Annotated in this window: 20 protein-coding genes and 1 tRNA gene; 13 read left to right on the plus strand and 8 right to left on the minus strand. The window is 49.5% G+C overall.

Annotated features, from left to right (window positions below; all coding sequences use genetic code 11):
* Positions 1-19 precede the first annotated feature (19 nt).
* The 7 genes from H6F90_RS20450 to proB all read left to right on the plus strand — a co-directional run bounded on the left by H6F90_RS20450 (position 20) and on the right by proB (position 7,322).
* A complete protein-coding gene (locus H6F90_RS20450; RefSeq protein WP_190431333.1) occupies positions 20-1,219 on the plus strand; it encodes a F420-0:Gamma-glutamyl ligase in 1,200 nt (399 codons plus the stop codon).
* Between the two features lie 156 nt (positions 1,220-1,375).
* Positions 1,376-2,770, plus strand: coding sequence for a GNAT family N-acetyltransferase (locus tag H6F90_RS20455; protein WP_190554102.1), 1,395 nt, complete (start codon positions 1,376-1,378; stop codon positions 2,768-2,770).
* A 64-nt stretch (positions 2,771-2,834) separates the two neighbouring features.
* The gene (ruvX, locus tag H6F90_RS20460) at positions 2,835-3,305 is read left to right on the plus strand and encodes a Holliday junction resolvase RuvX (protein WP_190554103.1); all 471 of its coding nucleotides are present in this window, start codon (positions 2,835-2,837) and stop codon (positions 3,303-3,305) included.
* Between the two features lie 178 nt (positions 3,306-3,483).
* Entirely contained in the window at positions 3,484-4,071 is a 588-nt protein-coding gene (locus H6F90_RS20465; protein ID WP_242024560.1) for a DUF3727 domain-containing protein, read from the plus strand.
* 56 nt (positions 4,072-4,127) lie between these two features.
* Entirely contained in the window at positions 4,128-5,270 is a 1,143-nt protein-coding gene (mltG, locus tag H6F90_RS20470; protein ID WP_190554104.1) for an endolytic transglycosylase MltG, read from the plus strand.
* A gap of 112 nt (positions 5,271-5,382) precedes the next feature.
* Positions 5,383-5,904, plus strand: coding sequence for a YqeG family HAD IIIA-type phosphatase (locus H6F90_RS20475; RefSeq protein WP_190554105.1), 522 nt, complete (start codon positions 5,383-5,385; stop codon positions 5,902-5,904).
* A gap of 245 nt (positions 5,905-6,149) precedes the next feature.
* Complete coding sequence (gene proB, locus H6F90_RS20480) at positions 6,150-7,322, plus strand: glutamate 5-kinase (RefSeq protein WP_190554106.1); 1,173 nt, start codon at positions 6,150-6,152, stop codon at positions 7,320-7,322.
* 85 nt (positions 7,323-7,407) lie between these two features.
* Here the strand turns inward: proB and H6F90_RS31610 are convergent, their stop codons facing one another.
* Together H6F90_RS31610 and H6F90_RS20490 are read right to left on the minus strand one after the other, a co-directional pair.
* Entirely contained in the window at positions 7,408-8,526 is a 1,119-nt protein-coding gene (locus H6F90_RS31610) for a helix-turn-helix domain-containing protein (protein ID WP_190554107.1), read from the minus strand.
* Between the two features lie 476 nt (positions 8,527-9,002).
* Positions 9,003-9,161, minus strand: coding sequence for a hypothetical protein (locus H6F90_RS20490; protein ID WP_190431340.1), 159 nt, complete (start codon positions 9,159-9,161; stop codon positions 9,003-9,005).
* A gap of 554 nt (positions 9,162-9,715) precedes the next feature.
* Between H6F90_RS20490 and glyS the strand changes: the two genes are divergently transcribed.
* The 3 genes from glyS (at position 9,716) to murD (ending at position 13,712) form a co-directional block, all read left to right on the plus strand.
* Complete coding sequence (glyS, locus tag H6F90_RS20495; protein WP_190554108.1) at positions 9,716-11,890, plus strand: glycine--tRNA ligase subunit beta; 2,175 nt, start codon at positions 9,716-9,718, stop codon at positions 11,888-11,890.
* 139 nt (positions 11,891-12,029) lie between these two features.
* Complete coding sequence (locus tag H6F90_RS20500; RefSeq protein ID WP_190554109.1) at positions 12,030-12,242, plus strand: hypothetical protein; 213 nt, start codon at positions 12,030-12,032, stop codon at positions 12,240-12,242.
* 102 nt (positions 12,243-12,344) lie between these two features.
* The gene (murD, locus tag H6F90_RS20505; protein WP_190554110.1) at positions 12,345-13,712 is read left to right on the plus strand and encodes a UDP-N-acetylmuramoyl-L-alanine--D-glutamate ligase; all 1,368 of its coding nucleotides are present in this window, start codon (positions 12,345-12,347) and stop codon (positions 13,710-13,712) included.
* Here murD and H6F90_RS20510 read toward each other — a convergent pair.
* A complete protein-coding gene (locus H6F90_RS20510) occupies positions 13,709-14,245 on the minus strand; it encodes a cysteine hydrolase family protein (protein WP_190554111.1) in 537 nt (178 codons plus the stop codon). The genes murD and H6F90_RS20510 overlap by 4 nt on opposite strands.
* Positions 14,246-14,336: 91 nt before the next feature.
* Positions 14,337-17,447 (minus strand): MHYT domain-containing protein, encoded by a 3,111-nt coding sequence (locus H6F90_RS20515; RefSeq protein WP_190554112.1) that lies wholly within the window; start codon positions 17,445-17,447, stop codon positions 14,337-14,339.
* Between the two features lie 151 nt (positions 17,448-17,598).
* Between H6F90_RS20515 and H6F90_RS20520 the strand changes: the two genes are divergently transcribed.
* Positions 17,599-17,811: a hypothetical protein gene (locus H6F90_RS20520; protein WP_190554113.1), complete on the plus strand. Its 213-nt coding sequence runs from the start codon at positions 17,599-17,601 to the stop codon at positions 17,809-17,811.
* 343 nt (positions 17,812-18,154) lie between these two features.
* Here H6F90_RS20520 and H6F90_RS20525 read toward each other — a convergent pair whose 3' ends face one another.
* The 4 genes from H6F90_RS20525 to H6F90_RS20540 all read right to left on the minus strand — a co-directional run bounded on the left by H6F90_RS20525 (position 18,155) and on the right by H6F90_RS20540 (position 21,146).
* On the minus strand, positions 18,155-18,637 hold the full coding sequence (locus H6F90_RS20525) for a hypothetical protein (RefSeq protein WP_190554114.1): 483 nt from the start codon (positions 18,635-18,637) through the stop codon (positions 18,155-18,157).
* Between the two features lie 284 nt (positions 18,638-18,921).
* Positions 18,922-20,112, minus strand: coding sequence for an Arm DNA-binding domain-containing protein (locus H6F90_RS20530; RefSeq protein ID WP_190554115.1), 1,191 nt, complete (start codon positions 20,110-20,112; stop codon positions 18,922-18,924).
* Between the two features lie 173 nt (positions 20,113-20,285).
* Positions 20,286-20,357 (minus strand) — tRNA-Gly (locus tag H6F90_RS20535).
* Positions 20,358-20,423: 66 nt separating this feature from the next.
* On the minus strand, positions 20,424-21,146 hold the full coding sequence (locus H6F90_RS20540) for a tetratricopeptide repeat protein (protein WP_190554116.1): 723 nt from the start codon (positions 21,144-21,146) through the stop codon (positions 20,424-20,426).
* A gap of 320 nt (positions 21,147-21,466) precedes the next feature.
* On the opposite strand from H6F90_RS20540, the gene H6F90_RS20545 reads away from it, so the two are divergent.
* Both H6F90_RS20545 and H6F90_RS20550 read left to right on the plus strand, forming a co-directional pair.
* Positions 21,467-22,309, plus strand: a complete 843-nt coding sequence (locus H6F90_RS20545; RefSeq protein ID WP_190431350.1) for an Npun_R2479 family HD domain-containing metalloprotein — start codon at positions 21,467-21,469, stop codon at positions 22,307-22,309.
* Positions 22,310-22,333: 24 nt separating this feature from the next.
* Positions 22,334-23,524: an AI-2E family transporter gene (locus H6F90_RS20550; protein WP_190554117.1), complete on the plus strand. Its 1,191-nt coding sequence runs from the start codon at positions 22,334-22,336 to the stop codon at positions 23,522-23,524.
* The last annotated feature ends 12 nt before the right edge of the window (positions 23,525-23,536 follow it).

The raw sequence follows: 23,536 nt of genomic DNA on the forward strand, positions 1-23,536 counted from the left end.
GATCGAGGGTTGGGCGACTGTGGGGAGTATCGGAATTGGTTTGGGAGCAGCGGCGCTACTCGTCGGGCTGGGGGGCTTAGCGCTAGAGAGTCAATATCGTCGCCGTCCGGGAAACGACCTGGAGTTGACCTCAGGTAACTGGCAACTGGAGGTGTACGAACCGCAACGGTATGTCCTGGTCGGTGAGCTAGAGCTGTGCAATCGTACTCGCAGCTTGGAAATTATGGTGCCAGAAGTTCAGGCTCAGGTAAAACTGCTATCCAAGGCGAGCTTGGAGGGTGTAACCCACACCACCAGAGTGATTCCTAATCATGCAGATACCCCAGCTAGACCTGATGACTACTGGTTTGGCTACATCGTCAAAATTGGTAAGTCCACACGCTTGCAAGTTGTTGTGGAGATGCAAGGTGAAGACCTAACACCGCTTCAGGTTGCCTGGATTCAAATTCGCTACGTCACCTATGGTCCGGAGGGACGCATTCCCAAAGTGCGGCATGTGATTGTGCCGCTGCAATTCCCGACCCCTGAAACCGCTCCCTCGCGCTGGCGACCTGCTACCAATGCCGATGTATTACCCATCCGCACGCATCTTCTGACTCATTTAGATGATCCGGTTGAGGTGATCAAGCGCTATGTGGCTCCTTACTCGCAGCCCGGAGATGTAGTCACGCTGGGAGAAAGCCCAGTAGCAATTATGCAAGGGCGATTTCGGCACCCCACGCAAGTTAAGCCTGGTTGGGTGGCGAAGCGATTGTGTTACTTCTTCTTGCCTACTTCCAGCTTGGCGACCGCTTGTGGTTTGCAAGCCTTGGTAGATATTGTGGGGCCTGGGCGAGTGGTCTTTGCATTTGTGGTGGGCGCGATCGCCAAGATCTTTGGTAAACCGGGGATGTTTTACCAGTTAGCTGGGGAGCAAGCTCGCCTGATTGATGATGTAACGGGCACTCTGCCGCCTTACGACCAATTTATTGTTATGGGGCCAGAAAACCCGCAGCAAGTGGTGGACCAGATCTATCGAGAAACAGGGTTACTGGCTGCGATCGTAGACGTGAACGATTTAAAAGCAGTTAAGATATTGGCAGCATCCCCTGGCCTAACTCAAACCTTTTTAGAGCAGGCATTAATCAGTAATCCTGCTGGAAATTCTGACGAACAAACGCCAATCGTTTTGATTCGACCCACTGATGCCAACGGGAGCGTCAAGCCAGCAGTTAGCTGAGTAAATTGATGGTTTTTTGACTGCTTCTATGCGTTCAGTCTGGTTGCCTCGACGACTTGGAGCCGTGAGTTTGGGTTGATAAAAAAGCTCTACAGGGGTAGATGAAGACTTCGGGCCTTAACTGTTACCCTAGGCTTAACTGTAGCCTTACCTGTCATGACTTCAGTCTCCCAAAACTCCAACTCTGTGATTCGTCCAGTCCAGCACCAAGACCTGGACATTGTTGAGCCGTTGTTTGTGGAGGCTGCGATCGCAGACAATCACAGCAACTTAGATGCCGTGCAGCGACGCTTACAGCAAGTACGGCATTGGTATGGGCTGTTCAAATTTCTCAGCTTGTTCCCCAATCCGTTTCAATACCGCTTCTGTACCTATGTGGCAGAGCAAGATCATCAAGTGCGGGGCGCAATTCAAGTTTCCCCGTTTAATCGCACTCGCAGTACTTGGCGGGTCGAGCGAGTTGGGGTGGTTGAGGCTGAATCGCAAAATCAGGGCACAGGCTCCCAGTTACTGCGCTCTTGTTTTGAGGCGATTTGGGAAGCCCGAACTTGGCTGTTAGAAGTCAACGTCAATAATAAAACGGCTTTAGCCCTCTATCGTCAAAATGGATTTCAGCCGTTAGCCCAACTGACTCACTGGGCGATCGCGCCAGAGTTGCTGCAAGAACTAGCCGAGCGCGAACCGGATTTGCCTAACTTGCTGCCTGTGAGTAATGCGGATGCACAATTGTTGTACCAGCTCGACACGGCAGCGATGCCCCCTTTGGTACGGCAAGTATTCGATCGCCACCTACACGACTTCAAAACCAGCTTGTTTGGGGCACTACTAGAAGGTGTAAAGCAGTGGGTTAATCAGACTGAAGTGGTTAGTGGCTATGTGTTTGAACCTCAACGCAAAGCTGCGATTGGTTACTTCCAGATTCAACTCTGTCGCGATAGTTCCCAAAATCATGTTGCTCAGTTGACTGTTCATCCTGCCTACACTTGGCTGTACCCAGAACTACTATCTCAGATGGCCCGGATTGCCCAAGATTTTCCGGCGCAGGCGCTGCTTTTGTCTTCGGCAGATTATCAACCAGAGCGAGAAGAATATTTAGAGCGCATTGGCGCAACCCGCACCGAGCATACGCTAATGATGTCGCGATCGGTCTGGCACAAATTGCGAGAAGCCAAGCCCGTCTCACTAGAAGGCTTGCAGCTATCCGATGTTTTGCAAGGCTTCCAACCTGCGCGTAAGCCTGTGCCTGGTCGGATGTCTCTCCCCAACCTATGGCAAGGCGACAAAACTCCTGATTCAACCGAAGCTCCTTTAGCTTATAGCGAGGCTTCCGACGCTGAAACAGTAGCGGGATCGCTTTCCACACCAGAGTCATCTGCCGCCACACCTCCATCTCCAACTGTTTCGGAAGCACCTGTCCGCAAGTTAGGCTTTTCCATTGGGCGTAACTTTTGGGGTAAACGCCGCATCTTCACCAGCAAGAAAGAGCTAAAGCTCAACCCTGTGCCAGAAATTCATTTTCCTCAGGGACATCAAAATGATTCCTGGTGCTAAGCTGGCTGAGTTAATGCAGTTCACTCAGCCTCACTGCTACGGCTGCCATAGGAATTAACCCAGCATGGCGAGGATTTCAGCTCTAGGTTTAGATGTCGGCAGAAAACGCATCGGCGTGGCGGGTTGTGATGGCACTGGGCTGATTGCGACTGGGCTAACGACGATTGAGTACAAATCCTTTGTCCAGGTAGTAGACCAACTTAAAGACTTGATTCAGCAGCGTCAGGTGCAAGTTTTGGTAGTCGGTTTGCCTTATTCGATGGATGGGAGCTTGGGTTTTCAAGCTAAGCAGGTACAAAAATTCGCCAAACGGCTAACAGCAGCCCTGCAACTGCCCGTGGAATATATGGATGAACGACTTACTTCGTTCCAAGCAGAGCAGTTGTTGCAGGCTGAAAATATTTCCCCATCGCGGAATAAGGCGTTAATCGATCGCAAAGCTGCGGCCCTAATTCTGCAACAATGGTTAGATCAGCGCCGCTCTCAAAAAATGCAGGATTCTACCATGACAACCCCAAACTCTGCATTGATGTAGTATGCTGGCTTCGCCGCTTCTACGTTGCGATATTTTGCTGATTCAACCGTTGATCCACTCATTGGTCAGGTTGAATTCAAAAGATTGCTTGAATCAAATGCAGTCAACTAGGCCGCAAAGTGTCTATGTAGGAGATACTTTTCAGAGGAAAGCGCTTGAATAATGCAGGAGAAATCCGATGACTGAGTCAAATATGGATCGAGAAGGCGCAGGCATGCACGAAGAAGATTTTGATGCCCCAACGGTAGTACTAACCGATGAGACAGGGCGATCGCTGAGCTGCTATATCGAGCATTCCATTGATATCGAGGGCCAAGACTACGTATTCCTGCTCCCGGTTGACTCTCCCGTCGAAATTTTTGCTTGGCAAGAAGAAGGAGATGAGGAAGAAGCCATTCCCGTCGAGGACGAAGCAGAAATTGAACGGATTTTTCCGATCGCCCGCGCCGTTCTGCAAGAGCAAAATTTGGAACTCAAACGGACTGCGGTCACTCTTACAGTGGAGGGTGATCTGCCAGAAGTTAGCGAGGAAGACTTAGAAGTCGCCAACGATGGTGATTCGGAAGAGCATGAAGAGTTGCAATTGCTCGCCAGCTTCTACGACGAAGAGCAAGAATACGCTATCTATGCGCCTCTAGATCCATTCTTCATTTTGGCTAGGCTAGATGCCGATGGACAGCCTAAATTGCTCTCACCCGAAGAACTGAGCAAGATTGAACCGATGCTGCCGATGATTGAAGATCAACTCTTTGATGAAATGGAATAAGGCTGAGTTGAGCCTTGCACGCACCTGCCGGGAAACGTGATTCACTCAACTAAACCATGAAAGCTGTTCAACGTATTTCCAAGTGGTCGTTCTACTTATTACTCTTACCCGCAGCTCTGGGCCTATCGGCCTGGCAAGGTTGGGCTTGGTGGAGTTGGGCAAGTGCCCCTCCCCTGACGGTAACTTCGTCAACCTCAAACTCAGCACCGGCGGCGGCTACGAGTAAAGCAGTACGGATTCAAATTCCTCCTGGCACGCCTGCCCAGCAAATTGGTCGCGATTTGGAAGGGGCGGGATTAATTCGTTCGGCCACGGCTTGGGATCTCTGGACCCGCTGGCTATCTTTGCAGAATCGACAGGGTGGCTTTCAAGCTGGAACTTATGAGTTGTCGCCCGCACAACCTTTGCCTGCGATCGCCGACAAAATTTGGGCTGGAGAGGTAGTACAGGCTAGCTTTACCATTCCGGAGGGCTGGTCCCTGCAACAAATGGCGGCTTATTTTGAGTCGCAGGGCTTTTTCAAAGCTCAAGAATTTCTCACCGCTGCCAGCCAAATTCCCCAAAATCAATATGCTTGGTTGCCGCCAGGGCTACCCCACTTGGAAGGCTTTTTGTACCCCGATACTTATCAGTTGTCAGACGGCCAAATTACGCCTCAAGCAGTGTTAGAGCAAATGCTCAACCGCTTTGAGCAAGTTGCCTTACCGCTCTACCAACAGAATCAGCAACAAACCAAACTGAGTTTGCTGGAGTGGGTGACCTTAGCCAGTATTGTGGAGCGGGAAGCAGTAATTTCTGCCGAACGACCCCGAATTTCTGGGGTGTTTACTCAGCGTCTGCAACAAGGCATTCCCCTAGGCGCTGATCCAACCGTGGAATATGGCTTGGGAATTCAACAAACGCCTGACCAACCTTTGACTCTGGCTCAAGTCAATACAGCCTCGCCTTACAATACCTATCTCAATGCAGGTCTACCCCCTACACCCATCGGTAGTCCTGGCTTAGCGAGTCTAGAGGCAGCTCTGAAGCCTGAAAAAACGGAGTACCTTTATTTTGTCGCTCGCTATGATGGCACGCATGTGTTCAGCCGTACCTTAGCAGAGCATGAAGCTGCCCAAGCTCAAATTCAGGACGGGCGTGCGGCTGTACGTAATGCTGAAGCAGAGAATGCCTCAAAAACTCCTCAAAAACGTGAGTAACCTCTGACCTGTGGTTGGTAAAGGTTTGACCGAGTGAGTTGCTGGTCTGGTTTTATCAGCCTACTTTCCCTTGTTAATTTCTCTCTTTGTTAGCGCTATCCTGTTTTGATTTATGTCTTGGGGTTCCCTATTACAGCCTGATTTGAATTTGGAAGGCTCGATCCTAACGCTGACACCAGAGATTGTGCAGCAGTATGACTTGAAGGGGTTGATTTTAGATGTGGATGAAACCCTAGTACCCTTTAGAACGACGCAAGCCTCAACGGAATTGCTGTATTGGGTAGAAGACATTAAACAAGTTGCGACGCTCTGGTTGGTGAGTAATAACCTGAGCGAGAGTCGCATTCGGGGCATTGCTCAGTCTTTGAATTTACCCTACCTATTTGGAGCAGGCAAACCCTCTCGCCGCAAATTAAGACAAGCTGTGACTGCGATGGATCTGCCCGTGGAAAAAGTGGCAATGGTGGGCGATCGCCTCTTCACGGATGTTCTAGCAGGGAACCGATTTGGCATGTTTACCATTTTGGTAGAACCAATGGTAGACCCCACTCAAGTCGCCCGTCGCCATCCTGTCCGTACGTTTGAAGTTTGGCTATCCCAAGCTTTGGGTGCTTCTTTAACCTCCAAGCAATAGGCTTAACAAGTCTTCGCAGAGCGTGATAAATCTAACAAATCAAAAATATAAAGAAAGCATTATGAGATCCGAGCTCTGCTAAAAATTTCTGGCATTCTATATAAAGTTCAATTGGGGTCAGCGAAGATAAAGACCCTAACGCATAAATCGCTGTGAATACTTATGTAAAGCGCCAGCCTCATCAATAGAGGGTCTGGCGCTTTACACTTTCTCTAGTGACACTCGCGAAATTCAGCCTGTTTTCAATGCCTCAAACCCTAGTTATCAAGATTGGAACTTCGAGCTTGACGAATCCCAGTACTGGGTATTTGGCTCTATCCACGATCGCGGCTTTGGTCGAAACGTTAAGCCAATTAAGGCAAATGGGCCATTCCGTAATCTTGGTGTCTTCGGGAGCCGTTGGGGTTGGCTGTGCCCGCTTAGGTATGACCGAGCGACCCCGCACGATCGCCCTGAAGCAAGCTGTGGCTGCTGTGGGTCAGGGCCGATTGATGCGGGTTTATGATGACTTTTTTACGTCGCTACAACAGCCAATCGCTCAAGTTCTACTAACTCGGACTGACTTAGTGCAGCGCAGTCGCTACCTGAATGCTTACGGTACCTTCCAGGAATTGCTGCGGTTGGGTGTGATCCCGATTGTCAACGAAAATGACACCGTCGCTGTGGACGAGTTGAAGTTTGGCGATAACGACACCTTATCGGCTTTGGTCGCCAGCTTGGTAGAAGCAGATTGGCTATTTTTGTTGACCGATGTCGATCGCCTGTACTCGGCTGATCCCCGCAGTAATCCAGACGCCCAACCCATTAGTTTAGTGCAATCGATCGAACAGTTGGAATCGCTACAAGTACAAGTTGGCGATCGCGGTTCCCGTTGGGGCACGGGTGGCATGGTCACCAAAATTACAGCAGCCCGCATTGCTACAGGCGCAGGGGTGCGGACGGTGATTACGGAAGGGCGATCGCCTCAGAATCTACTTAAAATTGTGCAAGGCGAACCAATTGGGACTCACTTTGAGCCTCAGCCCCAAGCGGCTAGTGCTCGTAAGCGTTGGATTGCTCACGGTTTGCTGCCCGCTGGCAAACTGTATCTAGATGACGGTGCTGTTAAAGTGATTTGTCAGTCAGGCAAATCTTTACTCGCAGCTGGGATTGTGGAAGTGGAAGGGGAGTTTCAGAGCCAAGACGCGGTGCAACTCTGCGATCGCAATGGTCGCGAAATTGCCAGAGGACTGGTCAACTACAACAGTGCACAACTACAGCGGATCCGGGGCTGCCGTTCTGAAGCAATTCCTAGCATTTTGGGTTATGCCGCGCCAGAGACTGTGGTGCATCGAGATAATTTGGTGCTGAGTGGGCAACCCAGCCCCAACTCCCCTTCGCTCAGGGTGATGGTCGAAGAACCGGATATTCCCCTTTAGCCGTTAAGACATCTAGGCGAGATCTGGATCAGGGCGAATTACCGTTCGCCCCTGCATAACCCTGTCGTGAATGTTGATTGAGTTGTTAGTTAGAAAATGCCTCTGGTGGGGCAATATCTGGCCCAGCTACAGCTCCAATCTTGCTGGCTTTCAGCCCTGGGGTCGTCTTAGGCGTTTGCTGACGTGACGAAGGAGTAATTGAGGCTTGCTCTGGAAAGACCTGAGTGGTGTCAGTAGCAGCTTCGGGTGCATGTTGATGTGATAGCCAGGTTAAACCACCTACGGCACCCGCCATGAGAGCCGCATAACCAACATATAAATGGACAGGCCGCAGGCATAATCCGCCGGACTCAGCTTCGGGATGATACCAGGATGGTAAAACTGATTTGACTGGATCGGGCGCTGGGATTCCCGCCACGAGATTATTACCATCTAAGCCCAAAGCGTTGCCAATGCGCCGGATAAAGCCCCGGACATAGACATCTTCTGGCAATTGTTCAATGCGGCCTGCTTCGAGGGCCTGGAGTTGATGAATCGGCACCAGCGTTAGGCTGTGGAGTTGATGCAACGAGAGCGATCGCGCCTGTCGAGCTGCCCGAATATCTTGGCCAACTTGACGCAGGCTTTCCTCTCTTTCTTGAGCAAACTTCTGCGCGGCTAGCTCTGCCTTTGTGAGTTTCTTGGTTGGCTTGCCCATCATGCCTAAAAGGAAGGGCTGCTCTTCTACAGGAGTTGATTTGACACCTTCAACCGCCGTTGCTTCCAAGGGAGCATCCTCTACGACCACAACCATGTTTTCGTTAGTGGTGTCTTCGTCGGTAAAGGCAGAAGTTGTTGGGGTTGAAGTTTCGATGGGGCTGTCAAGAGTAGCGGAGCTAACTGCGGCTGGTAGCTCTTCTGCTGCCTCTACAGTTTCATCCTGACCAGCCTCTTGCTTGAGCGAAGCAGAAATAGCTCGATATTGCTTAAAAAATTGCCGAAATGCGAGTCGGATGGCTTCTCTGCTCACTGCTTTGACGAGGGTCTGAGCTCCCCCAGCAGTTTCGCCCAGCATGGTTTGTAGGCCAGCCAACACTCGGCGATAGACTTCACTGTGATAGAGTTCGGACTCTATTTGGCCTAGGATGGTTCGCAATTCTTCTTGGGAAATCTCAATTGCGATGTTTCCAGTAGCGTCTGAGCAATACACAGGTTTTAGTACCACGATGTCTCGAATCTCCTTGCTTAACTAGAGATAGGGCTGAACTGACTAAGCGATCAGGATGCAGCAAGGGACTCAGCCCCCGTGTCTTGGTCCTGTTGATTAAACTTTTTTCAAAAGGTATTTGTAGGGCAACAAGTGATATTGAAAAAGGTTTATTCAATCAGTCACAGGTGTCAGTACATCGACCCTCTATCCAATCATTTCTTCGCTCAGCTGGTACTAATTCCGGACAAGCCTTGAGATTATTATCTATCGTGAGATTTGGCTATAAGATTTGGCGATCGCGACCTAGCAAAATGCGAGCCTTGAGATCATTAAAGACTCAGGGCTCGCATTGTTGTTATCTATAACCGCATCCATTGTCTAGGGAGTGTATGGATGATGACAATCAAAATCTGGCAGATGCGGTGATTTTAATCATAGGTAAAAATTTATGGCTGCTCAGAAATAAGGATAATTCCTCAGAGCAAATCCTTCTAGCGGCGTCCTTCGGGTTCATAGGCTCTCGACCAGCAACGCTCTAACACTTCAACTTTGTGCACGTGCCAGAAGCGCTGGGGATTCAAAATCACTTTATGGCTGGAGGAGAAAACAGGTTGATTGAGGAATTGCCAGAAGGGGAAGCTCATGTTCATGGGGTTGTGCTCTTGAGGTGTAGGGCGGAGGCAATGAAGCAGGTGTCAGAAGATACCAACGTTTTATTCTGCCGCGCTGTTTGGTGTTGTTATTAACATGCCAGAAGTCACTACTAAATTTCCTAGTGAGGATTGCGGAATCTTAGAGGCTATTTTTTCAGGCTCCGTATTTTCACGAGGTAAAGAACGCGACAGTACTGAAATATCGGTAGTGGGTAATGCTGTTGAACTGCGCCAAATGAGCTGGCTGTAGTCATGTCGTGGGGGCTTTATTTCATGAATCGCTCCAAAGGAATCGAAACAAAATCTCTATCTTTAGATTCCGCAATGGTAAGAGCTAATCCGCACTGTTATAGATGAAAAGTTGATGTTTAAATGCACTTTAAAGAGATTTCTTTATGTAGTTGAGGATGTAGACAGGGGCAGCGATCGCTATAGCGGCAAAGTTGGGATTTCCTCAAATCCATTGGGGGACACGTCCGCCAGGATTCTTCCCAGGGTAAACTGGTGAAATTGGCTGTTACTTGGCCGCTTGACGTTTGAGATGGGGCGCTATGGCGACGTTTTTGTTAGAAGTAGGCACGGAAGAACTGCCTGCAAGTTTTGTGGATTCAGCTTTGGAGCAGTGGCGATCGCGGATTCCTCAAAGCCTGACTGAGCGCTACTTATTGCCTGAAAATCGAGCGACTGAAGCGGTTGAGGTCTATGGCACCCCCCGGCGCTTAGCTGTACTGATTAAAGGTTTGCCCACTCAACAACCGGACCAAACAGAAGAGGTGAAAGGCCCTCCGGTTCAGGCAGCTTTTAAGGATGGGAAGCCTACCAAAGCCGCAGAAGGATTTGCTCAGAAGCAGGGTGTGACTCTGGAAGCGCTAGAAATCCGGGCGACGGAGAAAGGAGAGTTTGTTTTTGTTCAGAAGGTGATTGCTGGTCGCCCCACGGCTGAGCTGCTCACAGAGCTGGTGCCGCAGTGGATCAACAGCTTGGAAGGAAAGCGGTTTATGCGCTGGGGAGATGGCGACCTGAAGTTTCCTCGCCCAATTCGTTGGCTCGTGACTTTGCTAGACGAGACTGTTTTACCCCTCAAAATCGTGAGTGGTTCGGAAGTGGTGACGAGCGATCGCGTTTCGCGCGGTCATCGGGTGTTGCATCCTCAACCTGTCACCATTCAGCAGCCTGGAGACTATTTAGCAACCATGCGGGCAGCCTCGGTAGAGCCTGACCCAGAGCAGCGCCGAACTACGATTCAATCACAGGTGCAGGCGGCGGCGCAAAAGGTTGGAGGTTACGCTTTAATCTCGCCCACCTTGTTGACAGAAGTGACGAATTTGGTGGAGTGGCCCTCTGCTGTCGTCGGTCAGTTTGATGCGGAGTTTTTGGAGCTACCCTCGGAAGTCAGCATCACCGAAATGGAGAGCCATCAGCGCTACTTCCCGGTGTTTCAAAGTGAAGGCTCTGCGGAACTCCTGCCCTATTTCATTACTGCTTCTAATGGTGACCCTGCCAAGGCTGACATTATTGCTGCGGGGAATCAGCGGGTGATTCGAGCGCGACTCTCCGATGGCAAGTTTTTCTTTGATGCCGATCGCGCCAATTCTCTAGAGAGTTATCTGCCGCGTCTGGAAACCGTCACCTTCCAAGAAGCCTTAGGGTCAGTGCGAGATAAAGTCACACGAATTGGTCAAATTGCCGATCGCATTGCTGACCAGTTGCAGGTGTCAGAGCGCGATCGCAGCCAAATCCAACGGGCAGCGCTGCTGTGTAAGGCGGATTTGGTGACGCAGATGGTGGGTGAGTTCCCGGAACTGCAAGGAGTGATGGGCCAAAAGTACGCTCTGGCTAGTGGTGAACCCGAAGCTGTGGCGACAGCAATTGTGGAGCATTACTTACCGAAGGGCGCAGGCGATCGCTTACCGCAAACTTTGGTGGGTCAGGTGGTGGGCTTGGCGGATCGCTTAGATACCCTGGTTGGCATTTTTAGCTTGGGCATGGTGCCCAGCGGTTCCTCTGACCCCTTTGCTCTACGTCGGGCTGCGAATGCGGTGGTGAACGTTACTTGGGTGGCTAGCTTACCTCTGAACTTGTTGCAACTACTGGGACAAGTGACGGCTGACTTTGCGGCCAGTCATCCAGCAGTTTTGAAAATGAGCGTGTCAGAACTGTTGCAACAGTTGAAGGACTTTTTCTTACAGCGAATTCGGACGCTGCTACAAGAAGACCGCCACATCGATTACGACTTGGTGAATGCAGTGCTGGGAGAAAACGACCCAGAGTATACAGAGCGAGCTTTGAAAGACTTGCTGGATGTTCGCGATCGCGCTCTCTTTCTGCAATCTCTTCGCAACGATGGCACGCTAGCGAAAATCTATGAAACGGTGAATCGAGCGTCGCGGTTGGCGGCTCAGGGAGATCTGGATACGAAGTCGTTAGACCCAGCAGCTTTGGTTAATTCTGGTTTGTTTAAGCAGCCCTCTGAACAGGCGTTTTATGATGCGTTGGTGCAGTTGGTGCCTCAAACTCAAGCGGCTCAGGCGGAGCGAGATTACCAAAAGCTAGTGGCTGGGTTGAGTCAGATTGCGCCGACGGTTAGCAGCTTCTTTGATGGTCCGGAGAGCGTTTTGGTGATGGATTCTGACCCGGAGATTAAGCGGAATCGGCTGAATCTATTGGGTTTGCTGCGGAATCATGCGCGGGTGCTGGCGGATTTTGGGGCGATTGTGAAGGGTTAGGTTCTACTTTGCCTGGAACCGAGACTTGGGGGCACTCGCCCCCAAACCCCTGCTGAAGGACGGTTGCGTCCTCCAGACCTCCTCCAAAAGGGTTTTGAGGGTTGGTGGTGAATGATGGAGTGAGTTGTGGGGTAGGTTTATGGATGGTTCTGGCTTGGATGGTAAAAGGCGATCGCGGTGGCGGTTGTGGGTGTTGATCGTGAGTAGCGGGGTGTTGGTGCCGACGGCGATCGCGTTGACGAATTCTAAAGCGGTTTTGGTAGGAGCGCTGTTCGGCTTATGCCTGTATCAGGTGCGCCGATATTACTCTTCATCTCCGGACGTTTTCCCTGGAAGAGAACCAGAGGATTGAGCGGCATATCCTATGTCTCCCGGTCTGCTAAATCTGCCTGTGCGACTCCGTTCCGCAGTAACATAAGGGTTGCTCTTTTAGGAATGCCTACCGACTGCCAATATGCCTAACGCTTATGTGATTGGTTTGGGAAAATCAGGAATTGCTTCAGCAAAACTTCTACAGCGTGAAGGTTGGCAAGTAACGGTAAGCGATCGCGGCAATTCTGAGGAGTTGCAAAAACAGCGCCAATCGCTTCTGAGTGCAGGTATTGCGGTTGAGTTGGGAGACAGCTTTAATCCAGAGGTGGCAGCTCCTGAATTAGTGGTGGTTAGTCCTGGGGTGCCTTGGGATGTGCCTAGCTTGGTGCGATCGCGAGAGCTAGGAATTGACACGATTGGCGAGATTGAGCTGGCCTGGCGATATTTGCAAAAGCAGCCTTGGGTCTGTGTCACGGGCACCAATGGCAAAACGACCACTACGGCTCTGATTGCGGCTATTTTTCAAGCGGCTGGGTTTGATGCGCCTGCTTTTGGTAATATTGGCTATGCGGCCTGTGAGGTGGCGATCGCTGAGCCTCAGCCTGATTGGGCGATCGCAGAATTGAGCAGTTATCAAATTGAGTCTTCTCCTAGGGTGGCTCCTCGGATTGGCGTTTGGACGACCTTCACCCCCGACCATTTAGCGCGTCACAAGACTTTAGAAAACTACTACAACATCAAAGCTCACTTGCTACGTCAGTCTCAGCATCAAGTGTTTAACGGAGACGATCCTTTTCTGAGACAGATTGGGCCTAGCCAGTGGCCCAATGCAGGCTGGACAAGTGTGACTGGAAAAGCTGGGTTAATTGGCGATCCAACGTTGGGCACGTATATCGAGGATGGTTGGGTGATTGCTCAAGGAGAAGCGATCCTCCCGGCGAATACCCTACGGATGCCTGGAAGTCACAATCAACAAAATCTCTTGCTGGCGGTGGCAGCAGCTCGGCTAGCAAAGATTAGCAAAGAGGCCATTACTCAGGCGATCGCGAATTTCCCTGGAGTTCCTCACCGCTTAGAACATATCTGCGATTGGCAAGGCATTGAGTTCATTAATGACAGTAAAGCCACGAACTATGATGCGGCAGAGGTCGGATTGGCTTCGGTAGAGAGTCCGGCGATTTTGATTGCGGGTGGCGAAGCTAAAGAAGGTGACGACAAAGGTTGGTTGCAAGTAATCCACGCGAAAGCGGCGGCAGTGTTGCTAATTGGCAATGCTGCGCCTACATTTGCTCAGCGCCTCAAGCAAGTCGGCTACACCCAGTTTGAGATTGTGGAAACAATGGAGCGAGCCGTGATAAGTGGGGCAGAACTAGCTCAAAAGCACCAAGCAAAAGTAGTGCTGCTCTCGCCTGCCTGTGCCAGCTTTGATCAATACGCCAATTTTGAGCAACGCGGCGATCATTTTCGTCAACTCTGTAAGACGTTTGTGGCTGAGCACCCCACACTCTAAACTGAGGGGGCGGCTAACATGCCCTCGCTCAGACCCGCATCACAGAGCCGCTGCGCTCCAATATTACGGCTCAGCACAGCTAAGCCTGCTAGATGAGCTTGCAGTCCAGCGGTACTGGCGCAACAGTCGGTAAGGACGATTGGTTCAATACCGCGATCGAACAAATCCATCGCAATCTTCAGCACACACATATCGGTGTCGATACCCACCACATTGATCCGTTTGATTTGGTGCTCACCTAAGGATTGAATCAAAGTATTGGGTAAGCCACAAAGCCCTGGTTTTGTATAGACACATTCTGGCTTGGCATACGGTTCCAGTTCTGGAACCAGGCTGGTTTCGGGTTCGCGATCGCAATTATGCCAATTTAGCAGCTGACAATAAGGCCCATCATCTTGATTCACAAACCGAGTGAACAAAATTGGCCCATAATCTCCTTGCTGAATTAAGCGAACCACGCGCCGAGGAATATGATGGGTAAACTCGTTGATAAAGCCTTGCTGTACATCAACGACAAGTAATGGCACCGACATGGAGAAGCCTGCTGAACTGATTACTGATCAACTTACTGCAGGGGGTAAGGTGATGCATCAGTCAGGAGAGTAATTGTTATCCCTGTTACCCCTAGCTAATTTCGCTTTGTAGCGATCGCGCTAAAACAACAATCTGGTCGAAGCGGAAATTTGCCACCAGTTCAACCAAAGCACAGCTAAGGGCAGCATGCTCTCCAGGAATTTGTTGAATGAGCTTGAGGATTAGGAGATCACTTCCTTGTAAAGCCGCTAAATGCAACTGTTCTATCCAATCGGGCGGCATCACCTTGAGGCTATTGGGACTCAGTGGTTCGGGAGAACTTCGGTGAATGAGCGATCCATCTGCCTGCGTAGTGCGAGGAAAGATTTTTGCAGAGTGGCTATCCTCTAGTTCGCTGTAGATGTACTGCACGCCCAAATACTGGCTGATTTTCCCTAACAATTCCTCTCGGTTGAAAGGTTTGCCCATAAAGTCATCGCATCCAGCCAATAAGATGGACTGACGTTGTTCTTCAAAGGCACTGGCCGTTAAAGCAATAATCACCGTGGCTTCTCCTTTCAGCGAAGCCCGGATACATTGAGTTGCTTCGTAACCATTCATCACGGGCATCCGCATATCCATCCAGATCAGATGTGGAGCCCAGCTTTCCCATAGAGCGATCGCTTCTTGGCCATTGGTGGCTTCTCTAACCTCAAACCCTACAGAACTGAGGAGCCTGGTGAGCAGAAGGCGATTGGTGCGTTGGTCTTCGGCAACCAAAATGCGATAAGTAGGCTGATTAGGTGCTATGCCAATGACTTTATGGCGGATTGGCAGAGAGATGGCTACCTGAGCGGTTCGCACTGGGTAAACGGGTAAGGTAAAGCGGAACTGAGAACCCTGCCCGATCGTGCTACTAACGGCAATTTCTCCACCCATGAGTTGCACAAACTTCTGGCTAATGGCTAAGCCTAGGCCCGTTCCTTGCTGCGATTTTAAGCCACTAGTTGTTTGGGCAAAAGCTGTAAACAAATTATTCAGTTCATTGGCTTCAATCCCAGGGCCTGTATCGGCAATTTCAAAAGAGAGCGCTAGGAGTTGCTCGCTGACTACATTTCCGTAGAGCAATTTTAGGTCGGAAGCAACCTCAACCTTCTGACCGCTAGCTACTGATTCCTGTCTCTTCCCTGCTAACTCCTGCCCGATCTCTGCTCGCTTGACCTGCAATGTCACACTGCCTTGCTGAGTAAACTTGATGGCATTGCCCAAGAGATTAATCAAGACCTGACGTAGTTTGCTTTCATCTGCTCTAATGCATTGCGGAACTTGAGGGTCATAGTCGTAAATCAGTTTTAAGTTTTTAGCAGTCGCGGCAAGTTGCAACATCTCTTCGAGGTTTTGCAGCAGACGATGGAGATCAAAATCATTGGCATTGAGTGTCGATCGCCCCGCTTCAATTTTGGACATCTCCAGAATGTCGTTGATCAGCCGCAACAGATGCTCACCGCTGCGATTAATAATGCTGAGATACTCCTTATTTTGAGCTGAGAGAGAATTATCGCCACTCATGAGTTGCGTGAAGCCAAGAATGGCATTTAGAGGCGTACGCAGCTCATGGCTCATGTTGGCCAGAAATTCACTCTTGGCGCGATTTGCGGCATCTGCTGTTTCTTTTGCTTGTTGTAAAGCTTGCTCTGCCCGCTTGCGCTCGGTAATGTCATTCACAATGCTGAGGAGACAAGGTTCCCCCCTGACCTCAATCATTTCAAAAGAACAGAGTCCTTCTCGAATTTCACCGGCACTGGTGCGAAAAGGGGCATCTACCATTTGAGCTGAGCGATCGCGTTGCAGCATTCGAATCACGCGATCGCGATCTTTGAGATCGGCCCAAATTTGTAGCTCTCTCGAAGTACAGCCAATCAAATGTTCGCGTGGGTAGCCAAACAACTTGAGGAAACTGTTATTGGCATCGACAAAGCGGCCTTCAGCAACAGTAGTGATGCAACTCGCGACTGGATTGGAATGAAAAGCTTTGGCAAATTGATCTTGGCTTTGTTGAAAGTCTTCTTCTGTTTGCTTCTGCTGAGTGATATCGCTAAAGGTACAAACAATCCGCTCTAAAACTCCATTTTCTGTAAACTGCGGATCAGCATTGACCAGCATCCAGGTGCGCTCAGAGCTGTTGGTCTGCTCAATGCCCATCACCACATTTCGGATTGGTTGGCGTTGGGCGATCGCCCGCTGCACAGGTAAGTCTGTTGTGGCAAAGTAAGTGCCGTCTTCGCGGAGCCAACGTTGGTTGGTCCCAAATATAGACCGGATACCCTCGGTTTGATCCAACTGCAATAGTGCGATCGCGGCTTGATTACTAATGACGATTTCTGCGTCAGCATTTAGAAACAGCACCCCAACCTGCATCTCACGAATCAAGGTCCGAAACCGCTTTTCGCTTTCTAGCAACGTTTGTTGTCGGCTTAGTTGCATCGTAAATTGTTGATCAATCAAAGACGCAATCAAGATCAAGCTGAGAAGCAGTAGAGCGCCAGCAGCGACCGCGATCGCCATGAAGGGGGCGTGAACTGTAGGCGAAGAGTTGGCAAGTACGGGTTCGGACACAAATCGGCTGGCTGCCATGCCCATGTAGTGCATGCCACTAATGCCAACTCCCATCACAAAAGCACTGCCTAACTTCTGCCAAAAGGGTGCTCTGAGTGACTTATCTTGCAGTCGAAAGGCTAGCCAAAGAGCTGTGAGTGAGGCGGCAATGGCGATCGCCACCGACAGGGCCACTAAGCCAAAGCGATACTCAATCCTCGCAGGAAGGCGCATGGCAGCCATCCCCGTGTAGTGCATCCAGGCAATGGCAACACCCATGCAGACACCGCCAGAAAGGAGTGGCAGAAATTTTGAATTAGGACGGCTCCAGATCCACAGGGCAATGCCAGAGGCAATAATGGCATAGAGCAGCGAAAGCAGAGTGGTTAACAGGTCGTATTCAACGGGCACGGAGAGGTGAAAAGCCAACATGGCCACGAAGTGCATCGACCAAATGCCAGTCCCCATTGCCACAGCTCCACCCAACAGCCAAAGGTAGCGCGTTGATCTTTCGGTTGGCCGCACCCGTCCAGATAAATCCAGGGCTGTGTAGGAAGCAAAGACGGCGATCGCAAACGAAAGCGCAACTAGGCTGAGGCTATAGCTGCCAGTCATGCCATGATTCATGGTGCTTCAAGCAAGTTTGTGTAATAACTTTTTCGTTCTCTACGAAGAAGTGTGGGAAGCTCTGTAACTTAATTACTATAAAGTTCCCTTTGGTTAAAGCGGCTACACCCTGAAGCGCCTGTTTAAATTATGTCCACATATGTCTACAACTATGTCTTCTATAACGGAGCTGGTAGACAAAGCAGGAAAATTGGTGAATATTGATTGTTCTCGGATTGTGAGTGCGATCGCCTCAGAAGTGACAAGGGGCGATCCGTTACGGTTCAAGTGGCTCAATTGTTGTCTATGTATCAGCTTTAGGGTTGCGATTCAGAAACTGCAAGCATTCAATGTACTTAGCGCATTTCCGAGTGGAGCTTCCTAGCTAACCCTTTTAAGATGTGAGCAGGGTGAGTAGTTCGCTGCACGCTCTTCCCCAGTTCTCCAGGTACCGACGGTTATGGAAACCAAAACTAAGAAACCACAAACTCCTCCAGATGAGGTAGTGGTAGATAGAAATGTAGAGAAGATCGGCTTTGAATCCTGGGCTGCCCAGGTCAGGCAGCAAATGCTAGCCTCATTGCGAAAGCGAGGAGTAAACCCAGACGAAATTGCATAAATCTAAAAAGCTCAGAATTGCTAATTAGCCCTATGGATTTCAAAAATCTGTAGGGCTTGAAGCTTTATGATTGTTAGCTTGTGAAGCGATTGGAACCCAACGCGTAGGATTACTCCAATGGCTTTAGAGTCACGGCATCTTCTCGAACAGGTCGAATGAAATTGCTGTTGGCACGGACAAAGCAATTACCCTTGCTAGTAGAGACAGGCAACCAGGGTTTTCCTTGCCGATCAGTCAACATAATTTGATTATCCCAATTGCCAGTCTCTGCGCGTAAACGTTGCCCTCGCTTGAAGGCAAACACCACAGGCCACTGAGAGATATTGTGTTTGTTTCGCGCAGACAAATCGGGTGGTGCATCAATGCTGTCTACCGAGATACCCTGGAATTGTCTAGCCATTCGGCAGTTGAGCCCCTTGGGGTCTGAATCAACAACTTGCCAGTTGACCTGCCTACCACCTCGCTGCCCTGGAGGTGGGGCTGGGTAGTCTCCTTGCTGGTTGGTTGTAGGGATGGCCAAGGCAAAGTTAGTGCCTAAGCCTATTAGAGCGCAGGTCAGAGAGAGCGTAATGGTTGCAAGCTTTTTTTGCATAGTGAGAGTGAGTCCTTGATGGCAATGCTGAAGTGTAAGATTGAGCGACAAAACATCAGCTCATGGCTTACCCCCACTGGCTTGCAGGGAAATTAGCTAGAGCTGTTAGTCGCTAATAAGAACTACACAACTCATCGACTCATTTCGTATAGCGGTAACTTTGCGAACGCACCTCACGCCCTCTTTAAGTGGTTAAGGGGCGATCGCTCGATAGGAATGGAGTTTAATAGGGTAGATAGGGAATTTTGAGTGGTAAAGGTGCCCTACAGTAAATGGCAACTTATCTAAAACTCAGGGACGAACAACTCGAGCTTATTGCCTGCGTAATGCCTGTAGATGACTTCCGGAGAATTGCCTACTAAACAGCCTACATCTTTAGCATCCAGCTTGCCTGTCTCAAGGGCATGGGTAATAAAGGTGTGTCGAGTTTGATAGAGCTTGCGATATTCAATTCCTAACCCTTTAAGAACAGTTTTCCAGATCCGATTGCGAAAATTATTCAAGTCAACTGGTTTGCCCTCCGGTGAAGGAAATACCAATGAATCTGGAGTAGCGTATTCAGGCTTAATTGATTGCAAGATTTCTTGGAGTGAGTTATTGCATGGAAATCTTCTCCGCTCCTGAGTTTTCAGCCCTGTTCTCACCTGTCTACCTGAGTCAGTGTTGATCACAACCTGTTCAAAAGTAATTTGTCTAAAGTCGGGAGAGATATGCTGCCACTCCAAGGCGATCGCTTCTGAAGGTCTACATCCTGTCATAAACAGGAATTTAATTAGAGGGGCATAGCGGCTATGCTTGAAACCCGATTTAAGTGGACAAAATTGATCAGTTTCAATTGCTGCAATGATTGCATCTCGTTCTTCTAGCGTGAACGGGTTAATCTCAGGGATTCCTTCACCTTTATTTGATTTAGGAAGTTGGATTTCTGCTGCCATACCATTGAATGGATTTTCAGAAATCATGCCAGACTGTACAGCCCATTGGCAGCAAGCAGATAAGCGAGTGATGAAACGTTTTCCTGAGTCGATAGGAAAACTTTTGAGGACGTAATCTCTCATTTCATTGGCTTGGCTTAACTCTTGAGTCGGGATCTTTTGAAGATAGCGCGTATAAACTCCGTACACGTACTTCATTGTGTTTGGAGAACATTGAGGGCGTTTGTACTCAACAAACTTATCCCACATCTCCGCTAGGCTCGGCTGTGGGGTAGAAATTGGGGTAACAGCTTCAACGGCACTGAGCACTGATTTAGGTTTGTACTTCTCCACGCCTTCAAAGTGACCAGAGAGTATATCTAGTTCAATCTCTCTGGCCTTCTTTTCAGCTAATTTGCGATTTTGGGAACTATCGTCGAATCCTAATGAAAGATAGTGCCGTCTACCCCCAAAACTAAAGACTAGCTGTAAGCGACCATTAGAGCTTTTGATCTGAACAGAACCTTTAGAAGCCTTGCGATTAGTGGTTTTTGAGTACATGATTTTTCTGGGGTAAGAGCTAAGTGTCTACCTCAATTTTACCCCAGTTATTTACCAAAGCTACCCCAAAAATACCCAGTTTTAGTTCTTATGTACTGAATTTAGCTTTTTCTTTAAACTTCTTAGAAACTGAAACCCCCTATAAATATCGACTTTAGGGGATTTATGTTTTAAGCGGGTGATGGGACTCGAACCCACGACATTTAGCTTGGGAAGCTAACGTTCTACCACTGAACTACACCCGCAGCAGGCTCAGCTAGCCAATAGCTGAACGCTTATTATAGACCGATCGCGAGAGGAGACGCTAGAGGCTAGGAAGTCGTGAGTTGCTGCAACATTTGCTCAATTTGCTGAATTGCGTCCGAGCTGCCTTCAGTTTGCAGGAGAGTTTTGGCCTTTTGCAGCGCAGCGATCGCGGCTTTGGTTTGTTTTTGGCGAGCGTAAGCAATGCCCATATTCAGGTAGGCACTGGCATTGTCAGGCTCTAATTGAATGGCTTGTTGATAAGCTTGAAGAGCGGGCTGAAATTTTCCCATATCATCTAAGGCATTGCCTAAGCTGATAAAGCCTGAGACAAACTTAGGATCAAGCTTAGTAGTTTGCTCAAAGGCGGCTACAGCCTCGGCGTACTTGTTGAGGCGGTAATGAGTCACCCCCAAGTTGTAGTAGGCGATCGCATCATTAGGGCGGAGACGAATCGCTTGTTGATAGGCGGCGATCGCTTGATCCGTGTTCCCATTATCATCCAGGGCATTGCCTAGACCGACGTAAGCTTCCACATACTTCCCATCAAGCTCAATCGCTTTGCGGTAAGCCGCGATCGCTTCAGTTAACTTCTCTTGGTGATAAAGTTCATTACCCTGCTGATAGTACGATGCAGCATTGTTAGAATCCAGTTGGACCTTCTGTTGGTTTGGATTGGGTGTAGAGCTTTTTTGGGCAGCCAAAGTTGGCTCTACAACTGTAGCCCCAATTAGACCCATCATCCCCAGGGTGAGCAGTTGCCTAGCGTAACGAACTGGGGCGTGCCTCATGGGGATTACCTACTCCTGAAGGGAAATTAATTGAGAAAGTCTGTAGCAAGACTCACCTGCCACCACCATAACCGGGAAAACTAAAGGTTGATGCCTAGCAGATGTAGATATTTATGCAGCTAGACGCTCGCTCAAGATTTTGTGATTTGACGCCACCCCTCTCTAGATTTCTCTGCTCAAGTGATAATCAGACAAAAAATTTGGCCCAGTTACATGACTGGTTTGCCTGTGTTTCTCTAGAACAAATAAGCATTCGTAATGCTGCGATCGCCCGCCTTCACCATTCCTATCCTGCAAGCCCATAAAAGCGAGTATTTAGCATGTTTAATGCCACGGAAATTCTGATTGATAACTTTGTTCAGAGACTCAAAGAAGGTTATCGGCGTACCTATGGCGGGTGGAAGCCAGACTACGAAGACATTATTGGTTGGGCAGGCAGCATGGCACTAGAGAACATTGCGAACAGTGATGCGCTCTACCACAACGTCGAACACACCATCCTCGTCACTTTGGTAGGACAAGAAATCTTGCGAGGCAGACATATTCGGGAAGGCGGCGTTTCCTGTGAAGATTGGCTGCACTTCATTATCTCCCTCGTCTGCCACGATATTGGCTACGTAAAAGGTGTTTGCCGCCAAGACAAAGACGGTTACTATGCCACAGGTAAAGATGGAGCAATGGTGCCTTTAGCGGCTGGGTCTTCTGATGCGAGCCTGACTCCCTACCACGTCGATCGCGCCAAGCTCTTTATTGATGAGCGTTTTGGCGGACATAAGCTGATCGATGCCGATGTAATTAAGTACAACATTGAGCTAACTCGCTTTCCGGTGCCTTCGGTAGAAGACCATCAGGATACGGTTGACTATCCGGGGCTGATCCGAGCCTCTGACTTAATCGGTCAACTGAGCGACCCCCGCTACTTAAAGAAAATCTGTGCTCTGTACTATGAATTTGAAGAAACAGGCGTGAACAAAGCGTTAGGTTACCGTAACCCTGCCGACCTGCGGAAGAACTATCCCAAGTTTTATTGGCATGGCGTTCACCCCTACGTTAAAGATGCCTTGCATTATTTGTCTTTAACTCAGCAGGGTAAGCAGATTATTGCCAACTTGTACTCTAATGTTTTTGTGGTAGAACACGAAGATCCAATTCCCGTTGCTTAGCAAAACGGCATAGCGCTAACACTCATGAACCGTGTTTTTTCTCCTGTTCAACAACTTTTAATCACCTGGTTACTGGTGCTGGTTGCGGGCTGGTTGACCCTGAACGCCCTCAACTACTTTGGCGATCTCATTAGCATCTTGGTGACGGCAGGTTTGATTGCCTTTCTGCTGAATTATGCAGTGGCTAAGCTACAGACTTTTTTACCTCGTGGGGTTGCAGCCGCTCTGGTGTACTTGGCCGCAGGGCTGGGAGGGGTAGTGATTGGTTTGACGATCGCACCTCCAGTTTCAGAGCAAGCTCGTCAGTTAGCTACGAATTTCCCTAGTTTGATGGAGTCTGGGCGGAATCAGTTAGCAGATTTTCAGCTTTGGAGCGAGGCGCACAACCTACCCTTTGATGTGCAGCTTTTGGAGCAGCAGTTATCGGCGGAGGTGCGGGAACGGGCACAGGCGATCGCGGCTCAAGGATTTGGCTTGGTCCTGGGAACGGTCAACTGGACACTGGATCTGGTTTTGATCTTGGTGATTTCGTTTTACATGCTCCTGGATGGGGAGCGTGTCTGGCGGGGACTGGTCAATATTTTTTCGCCCCAAATTCGGACTTGTTTAACGGATTCTTTACGGCGCAATCTCCGACAGTTCTTTGCGGGCCAATTATTGCTAGGGCTATTTATGGCCGTGGTGCTGTCTTTGGCGTTTTTATGGTTGCGAGTGCCGTTTTTCTTATTGTTTGCCGTGTTTATCGGTGTGATGGAAGTGATTCCATTTATTGGGGCGACCTTGGGGATTGCCACGGTGAGTGTCGTGGTGGCATTTATCGACTGGTGGTTAGCGCTGCAAGTTTTAGGAGTGGCGATCGCGACCCAACAGATCAAAGACAACTTGTTGGCTCCCCGACTCATGGGTAACCTGACGGGTCTTAGCCCAGTGATTATTTTTACGTCGTTGCTGCTTGGGGCTAAAGTGGCGGGCTTACTCGGCGTGATTTTGGCAATTCCTCTAACTGGTGTCGTGAAAAGTATTGCCGAAGTTGTTCTAGACCCAACTTTGCCTCCGCAAACGGGTTCCTTCTTCTACAATCCTCTTAACCCAGAGGCGCTGGATACAACAACCCTAGAATTGGTCAACTCAGATTCTAGAGATGGCTTGAAAGATGGATCTGAGGAAGTGCCTCCTGTTATGGTGAGTTCCACAGGCACACAGCGCGATCGCTAAGTACAGGCCCAC

Origin of the sequence: Trichocoleus sp. FACHB-591, assembly GCF_014695845.1 — a bacterium.
Taxonomy (GTDB): domain Bacteria; phylum Cyanobacteriota; class Cyanobacteriia; order FACHB-46; family FACHB-46; genus Trichocoleus.

Excerpts from the sequence above, each read along its gene's own strand:
- H6F90_RS20500 (WP_190554109.1), top strand. The coding sequence starts at position 12,030 with ATGGATGGTTCTGGCTTGGATGGTAAAAGGCGATCGCGGTGGCGGTTG.
- H6F90_RS20545 (WP_190431350.1), top strand. The coding sequence starts at position 21,467 with ATGTTTAATGCCACGGAAATTCTGATTGATAACTTTGTTCAGAGACTC.
- ruvX (WP_190554103.1), top strand. The coding sequence starts at position 2,835 with ATGGCGAGGATTTCAGCTCTAGGTTTAGATGTCGGCAGAAAACGCATC.
- H6F90_RS20475 (WP_190554105.1), top strand. The coding sequence starts at position 5,383 with ATGTCTTGGGGTTCCCTATTACAGCCTGATTTGAATTTGGAAGGCTCG.
- murD (WP_190554110.1), top strand. The coding sequence starts at position 12,345 with ATGCCTAACGCTTATGTGATTGGTTTGGGAAAATCAGGAATTGCTTCA.
- H6F90_RS20540 (WP_190554116.1), bottom strand. The coding sequence starts at position 21,146 with ATGAGGCACGCCCCAGTTCGTTACGCTAGGCAACTGCTCACCCTGGGG.
- proB (WP_190554106.1), top strand. The coding sequence starts at position 6,150 with ATGCCTCAAACCCTAGTTATCAAGATTGGAACTTCGAGCTTGACGAAT.
- H6F90_RS20550 (WP_190554117.1), top strand. The coding sequence starts at position 22,334 with ATGAACCGTGTTTTTTCTCCTGTTCAACAACTTTTAATCACCTGGTTA.
- H6F90_RS20525 (WP_190554114.1), bottom strand. The coding sequence starts at position 18,637 with ATGCAAAAAAAGCTTGCAACCATTACGCTCTCTCTGACCTGCGCTCTA.
- mltG (WP_190554104.1), top strand. The coding sequence starts at position 4,128 with ATGAAAGCTGTTCAACGTATTTCCAAGTGGTCGTTCTACTTATTACTC.
- glyS (WP_190554108.1), top strand. The coding sequence starts at position 9,716 with ATGGCGACGTTTTTGTTAGAAGTAGGCACGGAAGAACTGCCTGCAAGT.
- H6F90_RS20520 (WP_190554113.1), top strand. The coding sequence starts at position 17,599 with ATGTCTTCTATAACGGAGCTGGTAGACAAAGCAGGAAAATTGGTGAAT.
- H6F90_RS20490 (WP_190431340.1), bottom strand. The coding sequence starts at position 9,161 with ATGAACATGAGCTTCCCCTTCTGGCAATTCCTCAATCAACCTGTTTTC.
- H6F90_RS20455 (WP_190554102.1), top strand. The coding sequence starts at position 1,376 with ATGACTTCAGTCTCCCAAAACTCCAACTCTGTGATTCGTCCAGTCCAG.
- H6F90_RS20515 (WP_190554112.1), bottom strand. The coding sequence starts at position 17,447 with ATGAATCATGGCATGACTGGCAGCTATAGCCTCAGCCTAGTTGCGCTT.
- H6F90_RS20530 (WP_190554115.1), bottom strand. The coding sequence starts at position 20,112 with ATGTACTCAAAAACCACTAATCGCAAGGCTTCTAAAGGTTCTGTTCAG.
- H6F90_RS20465 (WP_242024560.1), top strand. The coding sequence starts at position 3,484 with ATGACTGAGTCAAATATGGATCGAGAAGGCGCAGGCATGCACGAAGAA.
- H6F90_RS20510 (WP_190554111.1), bottom strand. The coding sequence starts at position 14,245 with ATGTCGGTGCCATTACTTGTCGTTGATGTACAGCAAGGCTTTATCAAC.